The following is a 14,467-nucleotide window of genomic DNA, read 5'->3' as shown; positions in this document are numbered from 1 at the left end:
CGGGAGACCGCCGGGCACTACCATGTGCAGGGTGCGGAGCAAGCCCGACCATACGGCGGCCATCCGGGATAATCGCCGGGCCGCCGTCGTCGTGAACACGAAATCCCGCCGCGGCCGCAAGCACTTCGCGGAAGTGGTCCGGCTCATCCGCGACGCCGGCTTCTCGCCGCTCGGCGTCTTCCCGGTCGACGACCCACGCCGGTTGCGCGACCGGCTCGACGAGGCGCTCGGGCTCGGCCCCGACCTGCTCATCGTCGGCGGCGGCGACGGCACCCTGTCCAGCTCCATCAAGCACATCGCCCACCGCGACGTCGCGCTGGGCGTGCTGCCGCTGGGCACGACCAACAACTTCGCCCGCAGCCTCGGCCTGCCGCTGACCCGCGCGGGCGCGGTGCGCGTCTTCACCGACGGCAAGGTCGCCGACATCGACCTCGGCCTGTGCGGCGACCGCCCGTTCGCCAACCTGGCCAGCTTCGGGGTGTCCGTCGAGGTCGCCGGGACCGTCAAGCCGTGGCTGAAGAAGCTGGCCGGCCGGGCCGCCTACCCGCTCACCGCGCTGACGATCCTGCCGGGCCACACGCCGTTCCGGGCGTTCATCACCGTCGAGGGCCGCCGCCACGAGCTGCTCACCCACCAGCTCAACATCGCCAACGGCCGCTTCCACGGCGGCTGGCAGATCGCCAGCGACATCTCCATCGACAACCGCAACCTGGTCGCCTACCAGCTCGGGTCGGGCAAGCGCCTGCGCCTGCTCGGCGAGACGTTCCTGCGCGCGACCACCGGCAAGTGGCGGAGCCTGGCGGGCGGGCCGTTCGTGGTCGGCAAGGAGATGCTCCTGGAGACCGACCCGCCGATGGCCGCCGACATCGACGGCGAGGTGCGGCTGATGACCCCGCTGGTGATCAAGACGATCCCCAACGGGGTGCGCGTCATGGTGCCGCAGGGCTTCGTCGACACCTGAGCCGGCCGCAGGTCAGCCGTCGCCCGGCGGTTCGGTGAAGCTCCGGTAGGCCGGGCGGAGCAGGTCGAGCAGGGGGATGTGCCTGACCTTCACCTTCGGTGGTTCGAGCGCCCGCAGCAGCAGGTCGGGCGGGGTGTCCGGGGTCCGGGGGCCCTTCAGGCGGGCGGCCGAGACGTTGAGCGCGTAGAAGTCGGCGAGCCGGTCTTCCAGCGGTTCGTCGGCGGGGATGCGGAGGTCGTCCAAGAGCTGCTCCCTGGGCTTGCCGCGCCAGGCCAGCACCAGGAACGGGTCGTCGTCGAACGCCTCGGCCAGCAGGTAGAGCACCGCCGAGACGTGTTTGCACGGATTGCCCCAGTCGGGGCAGCCGCAGGTCATCTCCAGTTCGCCCTGCTCGGGGAAGAGCGGGAAGCCCGCGCGGGAGAACAGCGCGTCGAGCTCCGTCGGCATCTCCCCGGCCAGCAGCCGGGCCCGGTGACCGGCCTGACCGGCGATGACCCCTTCGAGCAGCGCCCATGCGTCGTGGCCGTAAGCCTCGATCTCGATCTCGACCGTGTACGGCTCGGGGCGCGACCCCTGCACCAGGGCCGCGACGATCCCGTCGCCGACGGACATGGAGACGACCTGGCCCTTGCGGGCGTAGGCCCGCCCGCGCGCGAGCCGCCCGGCATCGCAGACGCGTTCGAGGATGTCCACGAACCGCCGCGACCACCACTTCTCCCCGAGGGTGCCGCGACGGCCGCGCGCCCTGATCCCGCCCTCGACCTTGATGGGCGTCCCGGCCTCGAACCAGCCGTCTCTCCCGACGGGGCTCATCGGACCGCCTCGTGTCGATGCGGGGTCGGCCGGGTCATGCGACCGCCTCCGGTCCCAGCGTGAACAGGTCTCTGAGCTGCTCGGTCGACAGGGAGGTGATCCAGTCTTCGCCGGTGCCGACGACGCTCTCGGCCAGGGCCTGTTTGCGTTCGATCATCTCGTCGACGCGCTCCTCGATGGTGCCCGTGCAGATGAACTTGCGGACCTGCACGTTCTTCGTCTGGCCGATGCGGAACGCCCGGTCGGTCGCCTGGTTCTCCACGGCCGGGTTCCACCACCGGTCGACGTGGATCACGTGGTTGGCGGCGGTCAGGTTGAGGCCGGTGCCGGCCGCCTTCAGCGACAGCAGGAAGATCATCGGTTCGTCGTCGGTCTGGAAGCGGTCGACGAGCTCGTCGCGCCGCTTCTTGGCGAGCCCGCCGTGCAGCCAGAGCACCGGCCGGTCGAGGCGGGCCTCCAGGTGGGGGAGCAGGAGGGAGCCGAACTCGGCGTACTGGGTGAAGACCAGCGCCTTCTCGCCCTCGGCCAGGATCTCCTCGCAGAGCTCCTCCAGGCGGGCCAGCTTGCCCGATCGGCCGGGCAGCCGCGAGCCGTCTTTCAGCAGGTGGGCGGGGTGGTTGCAAACCTGCTTCAGGCGGGTCATCGCGGCCAGCACGTTGCCGCGCCGCTCGATGCCGTCACTGCTCTCGATGCGGCCCATCATGTCGTCGACGACCGCGCGGTAGAGGGTGGCCTGCTCGGGGGTGAGGGTGCACCAGACCTTCATCTCCAGCTTGTCGGGCAGGTCGGTGATGATCGACTTGTCGGTCTTCAGCCGCCGCAGCACGAACGGGCCGGTCGCGCGCTTCAGGGCGGCCACGGCGTTCTCGTCGCGGCGCACCTCGATCGGCTCCTGGAACCGGTCGCGGAACGCGCGGGCCGAACCGAGCAGGCCGGGGTTGCAGAACTCCATGATCGACCAGAGCTCGGCGAGGTGGTTCTCGACCGGGGTGCCGGTGAGGGCGAGCTTGGTCCGGGCCCCGATCGACCTGACCGCCTGCGCCTGCCGGGCCGCGCTGTTCTTGATCGCCTGCGCCTCGTCGCAGACCACCCGCTCCCACTGCCGGGCGGCCAGGTTCCCGACGTCGCGCAGCGCGGTGCCGTAGGTGGTCAGCACCAGGTCGGCGTCGGCCAGTTCGCGGCCCGACCCGTGGTAGACGTGCACCCGCAGACTCGGGGCGAACCGGGCGGCCTCCTTCTGCCAGTTGCTGAGCAGCGACATCGGGCAGACCAGCAGCGTCGGCGCGGGCGTGCCCTGCTCCCGCTCCGCCAGCAGCAGCGACAGCGTCGTGATCGTCTTGCCGAGGCCCATGTCGTCGGCCAGCACCCCGCCGAGGCCCAGCCCGGACAGGAAGCTCAACCACGACAGGCCTCTCTGCTGGTACGGGCGGAGCGTGCCGGTCAGCGTCGCAGGCACCGGCACCGGCTCCAGCCGTCGATCGGCCTCGCCCGACAGCAGGTCGCCGAGGAGGCCGTCGGCGTCGACCGCCGTGATCGGGAGGTCGTCGTCACCGCCGAGCACGACCTCGTTGATGACCTCGCGCGCGGACAGCTCACCCTCCCGCCGCTGCTCCAGGATCTTCAACGCGGCCTTGAGCTGCCGGTCGTCGAGCTCGACCCACTGACCGCGCACCCGCACCAGCGGCACCTTCAGCCGGGCCAGCTCGGCGAGCTCCTCCTCGGAGATGACCTGGTCGCCCACGGCGAGATCGACCCGGAAGTCGACGATCTGGTCGAGCCCGAACCCCTGGCCGCCGACCGCCTTCGGTCCCTGCCGTGAACGGGTGGTGAGCTTGAGCCCCAGCCTCGTCCTCCCCGCCCAGGCCGGGAGACGCACGCCGAACCCGGCCGCGCCCAGGAGCGGCGCCGCGTTCTTCAGGAAGGCGAACGCGCCCCGGGTGTCGAGCGGCAGCGCCTCGGGCCGGGGCTCGCGCAGCGCCCGGTCGAGATCCGGATAGAGCCGGACCGCCCGGCCCAGCCCCGCGAGCAGCTCGTTCTCCGCGACCACCCCGGGCAGCCGCGCGCCGCGCCAGACCTCGGCGGCCGGCAGGTCGAGGCTCGGGTCGTCGGACGACTGGAGCGAGAAGCCGACCTCCCACCCGTCGTCGCCGATCTCCCTGAGGGTGAAGGCGGCCCTGGCCGGGCCGTCGAAGGCGTGCGCGGCGGCGTGCCACCGGTCGAGCTCCCCGCGCAGCTCGGCGAGGTCGCCCTCCAGGCGGGTGTCGTCGCCGATGAGCTTCACCGCCCACTGGTCGGCGATCGGGCTGCGCTTCCCCGGCCGGTGGCCCATGAGGATGCGGTCGGGGAGCGTCTGCCGCACGGTCCGGTCGGCCAGCCGGGTCAGCGCCTCGGCCAGCAGCTCGCGGGCGGGCCGCGCGTCGGCCGACCGGAACACCGGCGGCATCGCGGCGGCCAGCTCACCGGCCCGGGTGGCGTCGGCGCCGGTCAGCACGGGCCGCCAGCGGGCCTCGTCGCCGACCAGGCCGGGCAGCACGCGGCCCCTCCTCACCAGGTCACGCGCGAAGTCGTCGAGGGCGGCGAGGAAGCGCACGGAACCGGAAGGCTCTTCCAGCTCCGGCAGCGCGTCGGGGAAGACCGCGGGGAGGGACCACTCGCGCAGGTGGGTCGCCGTGGTGAACGACGAGTGCACCGGCCCGTCGGCGTCGGACGGCAGCCGCACGACGATCTCCTCGGGAAGCCCGTCGAGCTCCTCCGGCGGTTCGGCGAAAGGGTGGATCTCCGACGTCGCGGGGCGCGGCGAGCCTTCCGCCCAGAATCCGGCCCGCCCCCCGGCCCAGACCGCGTGCACCAGCATCAGGACAAGCTACCCCCGATTCTGTCGGGAGCCGTTGCTAAGAATGACGCGATCACATGATCTTCCCTCCCGACGACGAGGTGCCCCCCATGGCATTGGTGACGTTCCGCGACGAGACCGCGACCGGCCGCGCGCTGGCCGAGTTCTCCCTCCCCGACCTGCCGGAGCGCATCTCGGCCCGGGAACTGGTCCGGTTGCGGGTGCGGGAGGAGGTGGCCCGTCACAACGCCGCGCCCTCCGACCACTTCCGGGGCCTGGTGAAGCCGACCGAGGCCGAGACCGAGCTCAACGGCTACCGCATGCGGGCGGCGCGGCGGCTCGACTGGGAGCGCCAGGCCGACGCGGCGGAGGCCGCCTTCGGCCGCAACGGCTTCCTGCTGCTGGTCGGCGACCGGCAGATCCTCGACCTCGACACCGAGATCGACCTGGTCGCCGACCCGGTGGTGTCGTTCGTCAAGCTCGTGCCGCTGGTCGGGGGCTGACATGGGCGTCCTCGACGGCCTCCCGGCGCGGCACCGCGACTGGCTCGACGAGCTCGACCCGGCGACGCTGGAGCTGTTCGCCTCCTTCGACGACACCTTGCTGACTCCCGGCCACGACGCCCACCACCTGCGTGTCGACCTCAGACTGGTCGACCAGCACTCCACCGGCTGGGGCGAGCCCGAATGGAGGGCCATGGCCCTGTGGGCACACCTGATCAGGCACACCGCCAACGGCGTCACCGGCAACGAGACCGACCTGCGGCTGGCCCAGCGCAAGTTGAAGTGGACGCCGGACCAGCGCGACCTGCTGTGGAGGGCGGTCGTGGCCCTCCCCGACAAGCCGCTGACCGACTATCGCTATCGCGTCCCGATCGCCGCGATCAAAGACCTGACACCCACCGAGCTCGGGCCCCTGCTGCCGCTCCTCCTCCAGGCACGCAAGGACATGGCGGGGGTCGTCTATCCCGCGGATTCGACGGCGCGGCGCGTCCTCCACGATCTCCTTGCGGCGCAGCTGGCCGAAGATCCGGTCGAGGCCGCGCACGCCGCGGTACCCGCCGTCGACCCTTTCGCCGCCCTGCTGCGCGAGGAGTACGGCGCCCGTCTCGGCGCGGCCGGCTCGCTCCCGCTGCTGCGCCACTGGATCACCGCCACCACGGCCACCCCGCCCAAGGGCTGGACCGACCGCGCCCGTGAGCTGCTCACCCCCGAGAGCACCGCCCTGCTCCGCGAGGTCCTCGGCCGGGTGCCCGGCTACCGCGAGCAGACGTGGCACAACGGCTACCGCGACGTCGTCACCTACCTCGACAAGCGCACCGCCGACCTCCTGCGCGGCATGCTCTGGACCTGCGAGGTCGTCGACGAGCCCTGGGCGGTCGGCCTGCTCGGCGAGGTCGCCCTGGCCACCGGCACGGGGATCGGCGGCTCCGGCCCCAACGCGCGCAACGAGCGGGTGGCCAACGCGGCGCTCAACGTGCTCGACCGGATCGGCGGCCTCGACGTGGTCGCCCCTCTCGCCCGGGTGCAGGCGAAGGTCCGCAGGAAGAGCATCCTGACCAAGGTCGCCGGGATCCTGGAGTCGATCGGCGCCCGCGAGGGACTCACCCCCGACCAGCTCCTCGAACGCACCGTGCCCGCCTTCGGCCTCGGCCCCGACGGCACCCGCACCCGCGACGGGCTGACCCTCTCCGTGACCGGCGCGATCACCTTCGAGGGCCGCAAGACGGTCCCCAAGAGCGTCGACCGCGCGCTGCTGGCCGAGTTCCGGGCCACCGCCAAGGAGCTGAAGAAGGCCCTCCCCGCCGAGCGGTTCCGGGTCGAACGCGCGCTGGCCGCCGGGCGCACCTGGAGCTGGCACGACGTCCGCGCGCTCTACCTCGACCACCCGGTCACCGGATTCTTCGCCCGCACGCTCATCTGGGAGATCGTCCAGGGCCCGGCGGGGCTGCCCGTCCAGGTCGGCGGCGCGTGGGAGCTGACCGGCCCGGCGGGAGACCGGATCCAGCCCGGCCCCGAGACCGAGGTCCGGCTGTGGCACCCGCTCGGCCACACCCCCGACGAGGTGCGCGTCTGGCGCGACCACCTGCTCGACCGGGGTCTGCGCCAGCCGTTCAAGCAGGCCTTCCGCGAGATCTACCCGCTGACCCCCGCCGAGGAGGGCGCCCGCGACCACTCGCGCCGCTTCGCCGGCCACCTGCTCCGCTACGGCCAGGCCAAGGCGCTGATCACCGAGCGCGGCTGGTCGGGCCTGTCGCTCGGCTGGTGGGACGGCGCGGGCGGATCCGACCGGTGCACCGCCACCAGGCGGCTGCCCGGCGGCCTCACCGCCGCCTGGGACTTCCACCTGGGCCCCTACGACGACGATCACTTGGCGTCGATCTGCGTCAGCGGTGACCTGCGCTTCTACGACGGCCTCTACCGCGAGTACGACAACCCGGCCACCCTGGTCCCGCTGACCGAGGTCCCGCGGCTCGACCTGTCGGAGGCGCTGCGGGACGCCGATCTCGCCGTGGGCGTCACCTCGACCGGGCTCGACCCCGAGGGCGAGGGCGACTACTGGCGGTCCTACGGCTTCGGCGACCTCGCCGAGAGCGCCAAGGTCAGGCGCGACGCGCTGGCCCGGCTGCTGCCCCGCCTGGCCATCGCCGACCGCTGCGCCCTCACCGACCGGTTCCTGGTCGTCCGGGGCGACCTGCGCACGTACAAGATCCACCTGGGCTCCGGCAACATCCTGATGGAGCCCGACGACGCCTACCTGTGCATCGTCCCGACCGGGGCGGGCGACCGGGTGTTCCTCCCGTTCGAGGAGGAGGGCGGCATGTTGTCGGTCGTGCTGTCCAAGGCCTTCCTGCTGGCCGACGACACCGCGATCACCGATCCGACCATCACCCATCAGCTCCGCACCTGACCGAAATGACGGACATGGACATCACCCAGGGCCTTTCCGCCCTGCTCAATGGGCCGTGGCGCGACCCCGCGCAGTGGCCCGCCGCGTTCCCCGACGCCGACCTGCGACGGCTTTCCCAGCCGGGCCGCGCCCTGGCCGAACGGCTGCTGGCCGGGCCGTGGAGCCTCCCCGCCCTCGTGGCCGCCGGACTGGCCGGTCTCGACGACGACGGACGCGCCCATTTCGCCGAGCAGGTGGGCGCCATCGCGGCGGGCCAGAGGACGCTGATCACCAGCTGGGACCCCCGACGCTGGGACTCGTCGCCGCGAGAGACGTCGCCCCGGGACGACGGGGTGATGTTCCGGCCGACGCCCGTGGCGACGCTCGACTGGCTGGCCGACCAGCCGGGCTACGTCGAGTTCGCCCGGGTCGCGGTGGAGGCGGCCGAGGCCAGGGCGCGGGCCGTCCAGGCGGGCGAGATCCCGTACACGACCAAAGCCTTCGACGGCGACGAGTCCGCCGTCGGCCGGGCCGTCCGGGTGGCGCTCCACCGGGACGAGCCTTGGCTGCCCGACGTGCTCGACGGTCTCGTCCGGGGCATCGCGGTGGCCCCCACCCAGGCCAGGACGCTGCCCTCGATGGCGCTGCTCTACGAGATCGCCCGCGCGGTCGAGGAGCTGCCGACCCCCGAGGCGATCAACTCCATGCGGACCGCCCGGCGGATCGCCCGGCACGCGGGCGTGATCAAGGAGCTCGACCGCAAGCTCAAGCGCATGGTCTCCGCACTCGCCGAGCGCCTCGACGTCGCGTTCCGGATGCCCGACGGGCGGCTGCGCCGGCAGGTCGGCGAGCACGTCGCGGTGATCTCCGTGGACGACGGGGTCGAACTGTCGTGGTGGCACGGCGACAAGAAGGTGAAGTCGGTGCCCGCCGCCGTCCGGCGCGACCACCCCGAGGAGGTCACCCGCCTGAGGGACCTGGTCAAGCAGGCCAGGCAGCACCAGGTCACGCTGGCCCGGGCGCTGGAGGCCGGATACACCAGCGCGACGCCGCCGCCCTACCGCCAGCTGGCCGGCAACCCGATGGCCGACCGGGTGATCTGGGAGTTCGAGGTCGAACCGGGAGTGTGGCGGGCCGAGCTGGGCCTGACCGTCCCCGACGTGCCGGTGCGGTTGTGGCATCCGGCGCGGGCCACGGTGGAGGAGGTGCGGGCCTGGCGGGAGGTCGTCCAACACAAGGAGATCAAGCAGCCGTTCAAGCAGGCCTTCCGTGAGATCTACCCGCTGACCCCGGCTGAGGAGGCGGCGGGGACCACCTCGCTCCGCTTCGCGGACCACGTCGTGGTCTACTCCCGGCTCTACGCGCTGCTGAAGGACCGCGGCTGGCAGGCCCCTTACATGGGCCACTGGGAGGGCGGCTACGACGACCGGGCCAGACGCCTCCTGGCGGGCGGCCGATGGCGGGCGACCCTTGCCCACAGCCTGCACGACGCGGACCACGCCGTCACCGGCGAGGTCCGCTTCCAGCGGCCGTCCGGCGTCGAGCCGGTCGACGAGTGGGACGACGGCTGGCGCGACGTCCCGCTGGCGGAGGTCCCTCCGCTGCTGTTCAGCGAGGCGATGCGCGACGTCGACCTGTTCGTGGGGGTCACCTCGATCGCGGCCGATCCCGGGTGGGCCGACCGGGAATCGGGCCGCCTGCGCGACTACTGGCGGAGGGGCGCGGTCGCCGAGTTGTCGTCCTCCGCCGAGGTCCGCCGCGACGCCCTGGCCCGGCTGCTGCCGCGCCTCGCCGTCGCCGACCGCTGCACCCTGACCGGCCGCTTCCTGGTGGTCCGGGGCGACCTGCGCACCTACAAGATCCACCTCGGCTCGGCCAACGTCCTGATGGAGCCCGACGACGCCTACCTGTGCGTCGTGGCCGGCCGGTCGTCGCCGAAGGGGCTGTTCCTGCCGTTCGAGGAGGACGGGCGGCTGTCGCTGATCATCAGCAAGGCCCTCCTGCTGGCGGACGACACCGCTATCACCGATCCGTCGATCACCCGCCAGATCCGGAGCCTCTAGACGAACGACAGGAAGAGATCCACCGCCGACACCAGCGCCGCGCCGGCGAGACTCACGACCAGGACCAGACAGACGACCTTCACCCAGGGCTTCACCCGGGCCATGCTGGGACGTGTCCGCGCGGAACGCAAATCGCCGCGCGCCCTGATCCTCCGGGTCGCGCGGCCTCAGCCGTCCCGACGGGCGCGCGACCGGTACTCCCGGACCTCCGCCGTCGTGATCAGCCCGTCTTCGATGGCGCGGGCCAGCAGCGCGTCCTTGGACGTGGCGTGCCGGCCCACGGCGGCGTACTTGGCGCGGGCCCGCATGATGTACGGACGCACCGTCGACTCGGTGATCCCCATCCGCTGGGCCCCCGAGGCCTTCGACATCGACTGGAACCACAGCAGCAGCGCCTTGCGCTCGTTGGGCGAGAGCTGCGCCGGTCGTCGGCGTGCATCGCGCCGGCCATGCTCGGCGTGACGGTCAGCCGGCCCGCCGCCACGTCCTTGATCACCTCGACGCAGTAGTCGCCGCTCTCGTGCTTGGCCAGGAAGGCCGCCGCGCCCGCGTCCAGGACCGAGAAGACGATGACCTTCCGGCCCTCCTGGCACAGCTCGTGGACGCGGTCGAGTTCCCGGTGGCCGTACAGCTCCAGGTCCAGGAGCAGGACGTCGGCCGCGATCTCCCGTACGGCCCGCTGCCGCTCCAGCAGGTCCGCGTGCACGGCCTTCGCCGCCAGCCCCGCCGCCGCCAGCTCCGCCCGGCTCTCCGGCAGCGCGATGGCCTTGCGCGCGTTGGCCTCCAGGGCGTGCGCGCCGGGGCTGTAGCCGAGCTGGAGTGTCACCCCGAGCAGCCCGGCGACGCTCGCGACCAGGCCCAGCCCGCCGCGCATGGCCGCGGCACAACGACCGACGACAATGGACAAAGTCGTCGTCGCGGGATTTTCTCTAAATCCGCCATAAATACTCGCGAGGAAAGGTATTCCCTTATCGCGGAATTGTGACTGATCTGTCGACCGAACGGTGGTCGTGCTCAGGTGTCATGGCGGGTGCGTCAGCGCGGCACGACGGGCCGTTCCTCGGCGGCACCGCGACAGTTCTCTGACCGCCCGAAGGGGTCTCCGCCTCGTGGGCCGGGGAAAGCGCGGGTCGCTGATGAGGTCGGCGACCGGTTTCGGCCACGCGCAGTCGTCCCTGATCAGAGGACGTCCGGTCGCATGGCCTCGATCAGGGTGGCCAGGGGCACAGTGGCGAACCCGATGCGGGTGTCACTCGCGCCGTAGGGAATCCACACGACGCCCTCGTGCAGCAGGCCGCCGCAGGAGTAGACGACGTTGGGGACGTAGCCGTCGCGTTCCGGGCCCCGCGAGCTCAGCAGAGGGCCGGGGAGCTCGGCGATGACGCGGTCGGGCTCGTCGAGGTCGAGCAGCAGGGCGCCGATCGCGTAGTCGCGCATCGGGCCCACGCCGTGGGTCAGGACCAGCCAGCCGTGCTCGGTCTCGATCGGCGACCCGCAGTTGCCCACCTGGATCAGCTCCCAGCTGTGGCGCGGCGTGTGAAGGGGCACCGGGGCCTGCCACATGTGGTGGGCGTCGAGGGTGGTCAGGCCGATCGTCTCGCCGTCGGAGCGGCACAGCGCCAGGGTGCGGCCGGCCACCTGGCGGGGAAACAGGGCCATGCCCTTGTTGACCGAGGCCGGGCCGCGCATCGGGGTGATCTCGAAGTGGCGCAGGTCGTCGCTGGCTATCTGGTGTGAGCGGATGTGCCGGCCGTCGTAGGCGGTGTACGTGGCCCGGTAGGAATCCCGGCCGTCCTCCTCGCGGATCTTGACGAAGCGGGCGTCCTCCATGCCGTTGGACTCGGCCTCGATCGCGGGCCAGAGCACCCGGCGGTGCAGGGGGAGGCCGACCGGGAAGGTGACCGCGTAGTCGGCGCGGGTGGCCCTGCGCAGTTCGTCGAGGGTCCGCTGCGTGGTGGTGCGGGTGAGCAGGTCGGCGGGCAGGCGGGCGACGGCCTGTTCGAAGTCGTCGTCGGTGAACCGGTCGGGCAGCGACTCCAGCATGGCGGCCGAGGCCTCGTTGTCCCAGGCGTCGTCCGACAGACCGGCGGCCAGCAGGTCGCGGCGGTGCCGCGTCGGGTGCCTGTGCCCGACGGACGGCGGGCCGCACCGGTCGTCCAGGACCATGGCGGGGCCGGGGGTGACCACGGCGGTGAGGAAGCCGATGGACGACAGGTGGCCCTCGCCGATCTGCCGCAGGCTGACCGCCACCCGGAGACAGCCGGGATCGAGACCCGCCTGGTCGGGGTGGGGAACCATCGAGGGGTTGCAGAGCGCCGCCGCCTCGACGGCGTACTCGTGGCTGAAGTAGGCGCCGACCAGGAGACGGGTGGGCGCCGGCAGCTCGGCGTCGCGGGGGATCCGGTGGCCCACCAAGTCGCAGTGGTGGGCGAAGGTCGCCTCCAGGTCGTCGTGGCGGGCGCCGAAGCGTTCGAGCGTCCGGTGGAGCAGGTCCGCCGTCGCCTCCGAGCCGAGCAGCATGATGCGCTCGATCAGCGCGGCTGCCCTCGTCCGGGTGAGGGCGGCGTCCTCGCCCGGCACGAACAGCTTGACGATCACCCGGCGGGGGTCCGGTGCGATCGTCTGGGGGAGCCGGGTGGCCAGATCGCCGCCGGTCACGGCAGCTCCCGGTGCCGCTGCATGGTGGAGATCAGCGCGATGGTGGACTCCGCTCCCTGGTTCAGGTTGGGGCCGTTCTCGGTCAGGCCGTCGTAGCCGCCGCCGGTCGAGGGGTCCCACATCGGCGCGCCGGCGTCGTTGTCGCCCTGGAACCAGGCCGCCGCCCGGACGATCCCCTCCTGCCACGACGGGTCGCCCGAGGCCAGCGCGGCGGTGGCGCAGGCGTCGGCGAGCGCGGCCACCTCGATCGGCTGCTGGTCGTGGCGGGCCCGGGGCTCACCCGGCCGCCAGCCGCCGACGGGGACGACCGAATAACGGCCCTCGCGCGTCTGGGCGCCGCACAGCCAAGCGAGCGACCGCAGGCCACTGCCGAGGAGCCGCCGGTCACCGCTCAGCTCGCCGGCCGCGATGACCACTTCGGCCAGCGCGGCGTTGGCGTAGGCCAGGAAGGGCTGCGGCCACGTCCAGGAAGGATCCTCGGCCGGGGTGCCGATCGCCTCGGCGGCGTCGGTCAGCAGCTCGGCGGCCACCGCGCTGTCCGGGTTGGCCCGTAGCATCTCGGCCGCGCCGAGCCCGGCGAAGGCCATGGCGCGGACATGAGGAGACCGCTGCCGGGCCCCGGTGAGGAAGGCGGCCAGCGCCTCCTGCCGCACCCAGGAGGTGGCGTTGCGGGCCGCCGCGGTGCCGAGGCCCCACATCGCCCGCCCCCACCAGTCGCCGAGCCCCGGCTCGTCGGACCAGTGCCGGTCGAACCCGAGCCGGTTGCGGAAAGCGCCCGACTCGTCCTGCGCGTGGGTCAGGAAGGTCAGGTACGACTCCGACAACCGGATCAGCCGATGGGACGGGCTCGGCTCCCGGCTGACCACGACCAGCCCCCGGGCGACGTCGTCGGTGCAGTAGCCGTGCTCGCGGCGGACCACGGCGTGCCGCGCGTGCTCGAACAGGCCGGTGTCGTCGCTCAGCCGGACGAGATGCCGGAACCCCGGCGGCGAAGGGATCATCGCAACGCCGCGGTCGGCCGTTCGGCCGGCAGCGACCCCACGAGCGCGGCGTAGCGCGCGGCGACCGAGGGCCACAGCGGCGCCGAGGCCAGCGCGTGGGTCCGCCCGGTCAGCTCGTCGGCCAGCCCCGGTTCGGTGAGGACGCGGCGGACGGCGGCGGCGAGCGCCACGGGGTCCCGGTGCGGCACCAGCAGTCCCGGACCGTCCGTCAGCAGCTCCACGGCGTGCGGGAACGTGGTGGCGACCACGGGCACCCCGGCGGCCACCGCCTCGATCAGCACCCCCGAGGTGACCTGCTCGGTCGAGTCGTACGGCAGGACGACGACGTCCGCCGACCGCACCAGCAGGCTCAGCGATTCCTGGTCCCGGTAGACCGCGTCGTGCCGGACGGAGGAGGCCACCCCCAGCCGGCCGGCGATCTCGCGGAGGCCGTCCCGATAGGACTCGCCCTGCAGTTCCAGCACCTTGGGGTGGGTCTTCCCGGCGATCGTGTACGTCGGCGCGAGGTCCCCGAGATGCGGGAGCGCCCGAACGGCCCACTCGATGCCCTTGCCGGGCCCGATCAGCCCCCAGGTCAGCAGGTGGGGGCGGGCGTGCCGCCGCGCGGGGACGCGCATGTGGTCGGCGGTCCCGTGGGGGATCACCGAGACCTTCGCCGGGTCGACGCGGTAACCCGCCAGCAGCCGGTCACGGGCGGTGCCGGTCATCAGCACGATCGCCCCCGCGGCGTCGGCGATCTCCTCCAGCAGCACCTTCTGGGCGGGGGTCGGCCGGACCAGCACGGTGTGCAGCACCACGACGCTCGGCACCGACAGCCTCCGCAGCAGCGGCAGCAGGTCCCGGCCGTCCGCGCCGGGGTAGATGCCGAATTCGTGCTGGACGATGGCCACGTCGTGGCGGTTGAGGGCCGTGGCGGCGTCGGACCAGCCGCCGGGCTCAAGGGCCGCCCAGGTGTGCACCACCCCCGGCAGGGGCCGTTCGTCATCGCCCTCAGCGGTGACGCGGACGATGCCGTGACCCCCGTTGAGGTGGGCGGCCAGGGCGGAGTTGAAGGTCGCCAGTCCGCATCGTGTAGGGGGATGGGTGCTGAGGAAGCCGTAAGAGCGGGCCAACTGTCCAAGCCTTCCGGTGGGCGCCCGCGCACGGTGACATGCCATCGCGGGCTCGCTCGATGAGATCGGCGGTTGCCTGAGGCGGAGAATTTCCGAGCGGGTTGCCGGGGGCCCGCCCTCGTGCGGGGGCCCGGCTG

At 72.7% G+C, this 14,467-nt stretch carries 11 protein-coding genes; 5 read left to right on the top strand and 6 right to left on the bottom strand.

Going from position 1 to position 14,467, the window contains the following annotated elements; translation table 11 throughout:
* The first annotated feature begins 22 nt into the window (after positions 1–22).
* On the top strand, positions 23–961 hold the full coding sequence (locus AW270_RS34720) for a diacylglycerol/lipid kinase family protein (protein ID WP_061300375.1): 939 nt from the start codon (positions 23–25) through the stop codon (positions 959–961).
* Positions 962–973: 12 nt separating this feature from the next.
* Here AW270_RS34720 and AW270_RS34715 read toward each other — a convergent pair whose 3' ends face one another.
* Complete coding sequence (locus AW270_RS34715; protein ID WP_061300374.1) at positions 974–1,774, bottom strand: SWIM zinc finger family protein; 801 nt, start codon at positions 1,772–1,774, stop codon at positions 974–976.
* Between the two features lie 34 nt (positions 1,775–1,808).
* Complete coding sequence (locus tag AW270_RS34710) at positions 1,809–4,628, bottom strand: DEAD/DEAH box helicase (protein WP_157523101.1); 2,820 nt, start codon at positions 4,626–4,628, stop codon at positions 1,809–1,811.
* Between the two features lie 89 nt (positions 4,629–4,717).
* Between AW270_RS34710 and AW270_RS34705 the strand changes: the two genes are divergently transcribed.
* Genes AW270_RS34705 through AW270_RS34695 form a run of 3 tightly spaced genes read left to right on the top strand, consistent with a single transcriptional unit; the run spans position 4,718 to position 9,559 of the window.
* Positions 4,718–5,110 (top strand): hypothetical protein, encoded by a 393-nt coding sequence (locus AW270_RS34705; protein ID WP_061300406.1) that lies wholly within the window; start codon positions 4,718–4,720, stop codon positions 5,108–5,110.
* A 1-nt stretch (position 5,111) separates the two neighbouring features.
* A complete protein-coding gene (locus AW270_RS34700) occupies positions 5,112–7,517 on the top strand; it encodes a DUF4132 domain-containing protein (protein WP_061300372.1) in 2,406 nt (801 codons plus the stop codon).
* Between the two features lie 14 nt (positions 7,518–7,531).
* Positions 7,532–9,559 carry a DUF4132 domain-containing protein gene (locus AW270_RS34695; RefSeq protein ID WP_061300371.1) on the top strand — a complete coding sequence of 676 codons (2,028 nt, stop codon included), beginning with the start codon at positions 7,532–7,534 and terminating at the stop codon, positions 9,557–9,559.
* A gap of 167 nt (positions 9,560–9,726) precedes the next feature.
* On the opposite strand, the gene AW270_RS42240 is transcribed toward AW270_RS34695, so the two are convergent.
* Positions 9,727–9,930 carry a helix-turn-helix domain-containing protein gene (locus AW270_RS42240; RefSeq protein ID WP_061300370.1) on the bottom strand — a complete coding sequence of 68 codons (204 nt, stop codon included), beginning with the start codon at positions 9,928–9,930 and terminating at the stop codon, positions 9,727–9,729.
* 62 nt (positions 9,931–9,992) lie between these two features.
* Between AW270_RS42240 and AW270_RS42235 the strand changes: the two genes are divergently transcribed.
* Positions 9,993–10,544: a hypothetical protein gene (locus AW270_RS42235; RefSeq protein WP_369409016.1), complete on the top strand. Its 552-nt coding sequence runs from the start codon at positions 9,993–9,995 to the stop codon at positions 10,542–10,544.
* A 194-nt stretch (positions 10,545–10,738) separates the two neighbouring features.
* Here AW270_RS42235 and AW270_RS34680 read toward each other — a convergent pair whose 3' ends face one another.
* From AW270_RS34680 to AW270_RS34670, 3 genes are read right to left on the bottom strand one after another with little or no spacing between them, the layout of a single operon-like run.
* Positions 10,739–12,217, bottom strand: a complete 1,479-nt coding sequence (locus tag AW270_RS34680; RefSeq protein WP_061300368.1) for a glycoside hydrolase family 130 protein — start codon at positions 12,215–12,217, stop codon at positions 10,739–10,741.
* Positions 12,214–13,218 carry a hypothetical protein gene (locus AW270_RS34675; RefSeq protein WP_061300367.1) on the bottom strand — a complete coding sequence of 335 codons (1,005 nt, stop codon included), beginning with the start codon at positions 13,216–13,218 and terminating at the stop codon, positions 12,214–12,216. Before AW270_RS34675 ends, AW270_RS34680 begins: the two co-directional genes overlap by 4 nt.
* Positions 13,215–14,330: a glycosyltransferase gene (locus AW270_RS34670; protein WP_157523099.1), complete on the bottom strand. Its 1,116-nt coding sequence runs from the start codon at positions 14,328–14,330 to the stop codon at positions 13,215–13,217. Before AW270_RS34670 ends, AW270_RS34675 begins: the two co-directional genes overlap by 4 nt.
* Positions 14,331–14,467: the final 137 nt, after the last annotated feature.

The organism is Herbidospora cretacea (assembly GCF_001570605.1).
GTDB classification, from domain to species: Bacteria; Actinomycetota; Actinomycetes; order Streptosporangiales; family Streptosporangiaceae; genus Herbidospora; species Herbidospora cretacea.
The sequence above is the reverse complement of the archived record's forward strand: the minus strand, read 5'-3'. Positions and strand labels throughout refer to the sequence as shown.

What these genes read in the sequence shown, in the direction of transcription:
- AW270_RS34720 (WP_061300375.1), top strand. Translation starts at nt 23, where the DNA reads ATGTGCAGGGTGCGGAGCAAGCCCGACCATACGGCGGCCATCCGGGAT.
- AW270_RS34715 (WP_061300374.1), bottom strand. Translation starts at nt 1,774, where the DNA reads ATGAGCCCCGTCGGGAGAGACGGCTGGTTCGAGGCCGGGACGCCCATC.
- AW270_RS34710 (WP_157523101.1), bottom strand. Translation starts at nt 4,628, where the DNA reads ATGCTGGTGCACGCGGTCTGGGCCGGGGGGCGGGCCGGATTCTGGGCG.
- AW270_RS34705 (WP_061300406.1), top strand. Translation starts at nt 4,718, where the DNA reads ATGGCATTGGTGACGTTCCGCGACGAGACCGCGACCGGCCGCGCGCTG.
- AW270_RS34700 (WP_061300372.1), top strand. Translation starts at nt 5,112, where the DNA reads ATGGGCGTCCTCGACGGCCTCCCGGCGCGGCACCGCGACTGGCTCGAC.
- AW270_RS34695 (WP_061300371.1), top strand. Translation starts at nt 7,532, where the DNA reads ATGGACATCACCCAGGGCCTTTCCGCCCTGCTCAATGGGCCGTGGCGC.
- AW270_RS42240 (WP_061300370.1), bottom strand. Translation starts at nt 9,930, where the DNA reads ATGTCGAAGGCCTCGGGGGCCCAGCGGATGGGGATCACCGAGTCGACG.
- AW270_RS34675 (WP_061300367.1), bottom strand. Translation starts at nt 13,218, where the DNA reads ATGATCCCTTCGCCGCCGGGGTTCCGGCATCTCGTCCGGCTGAGCGAC.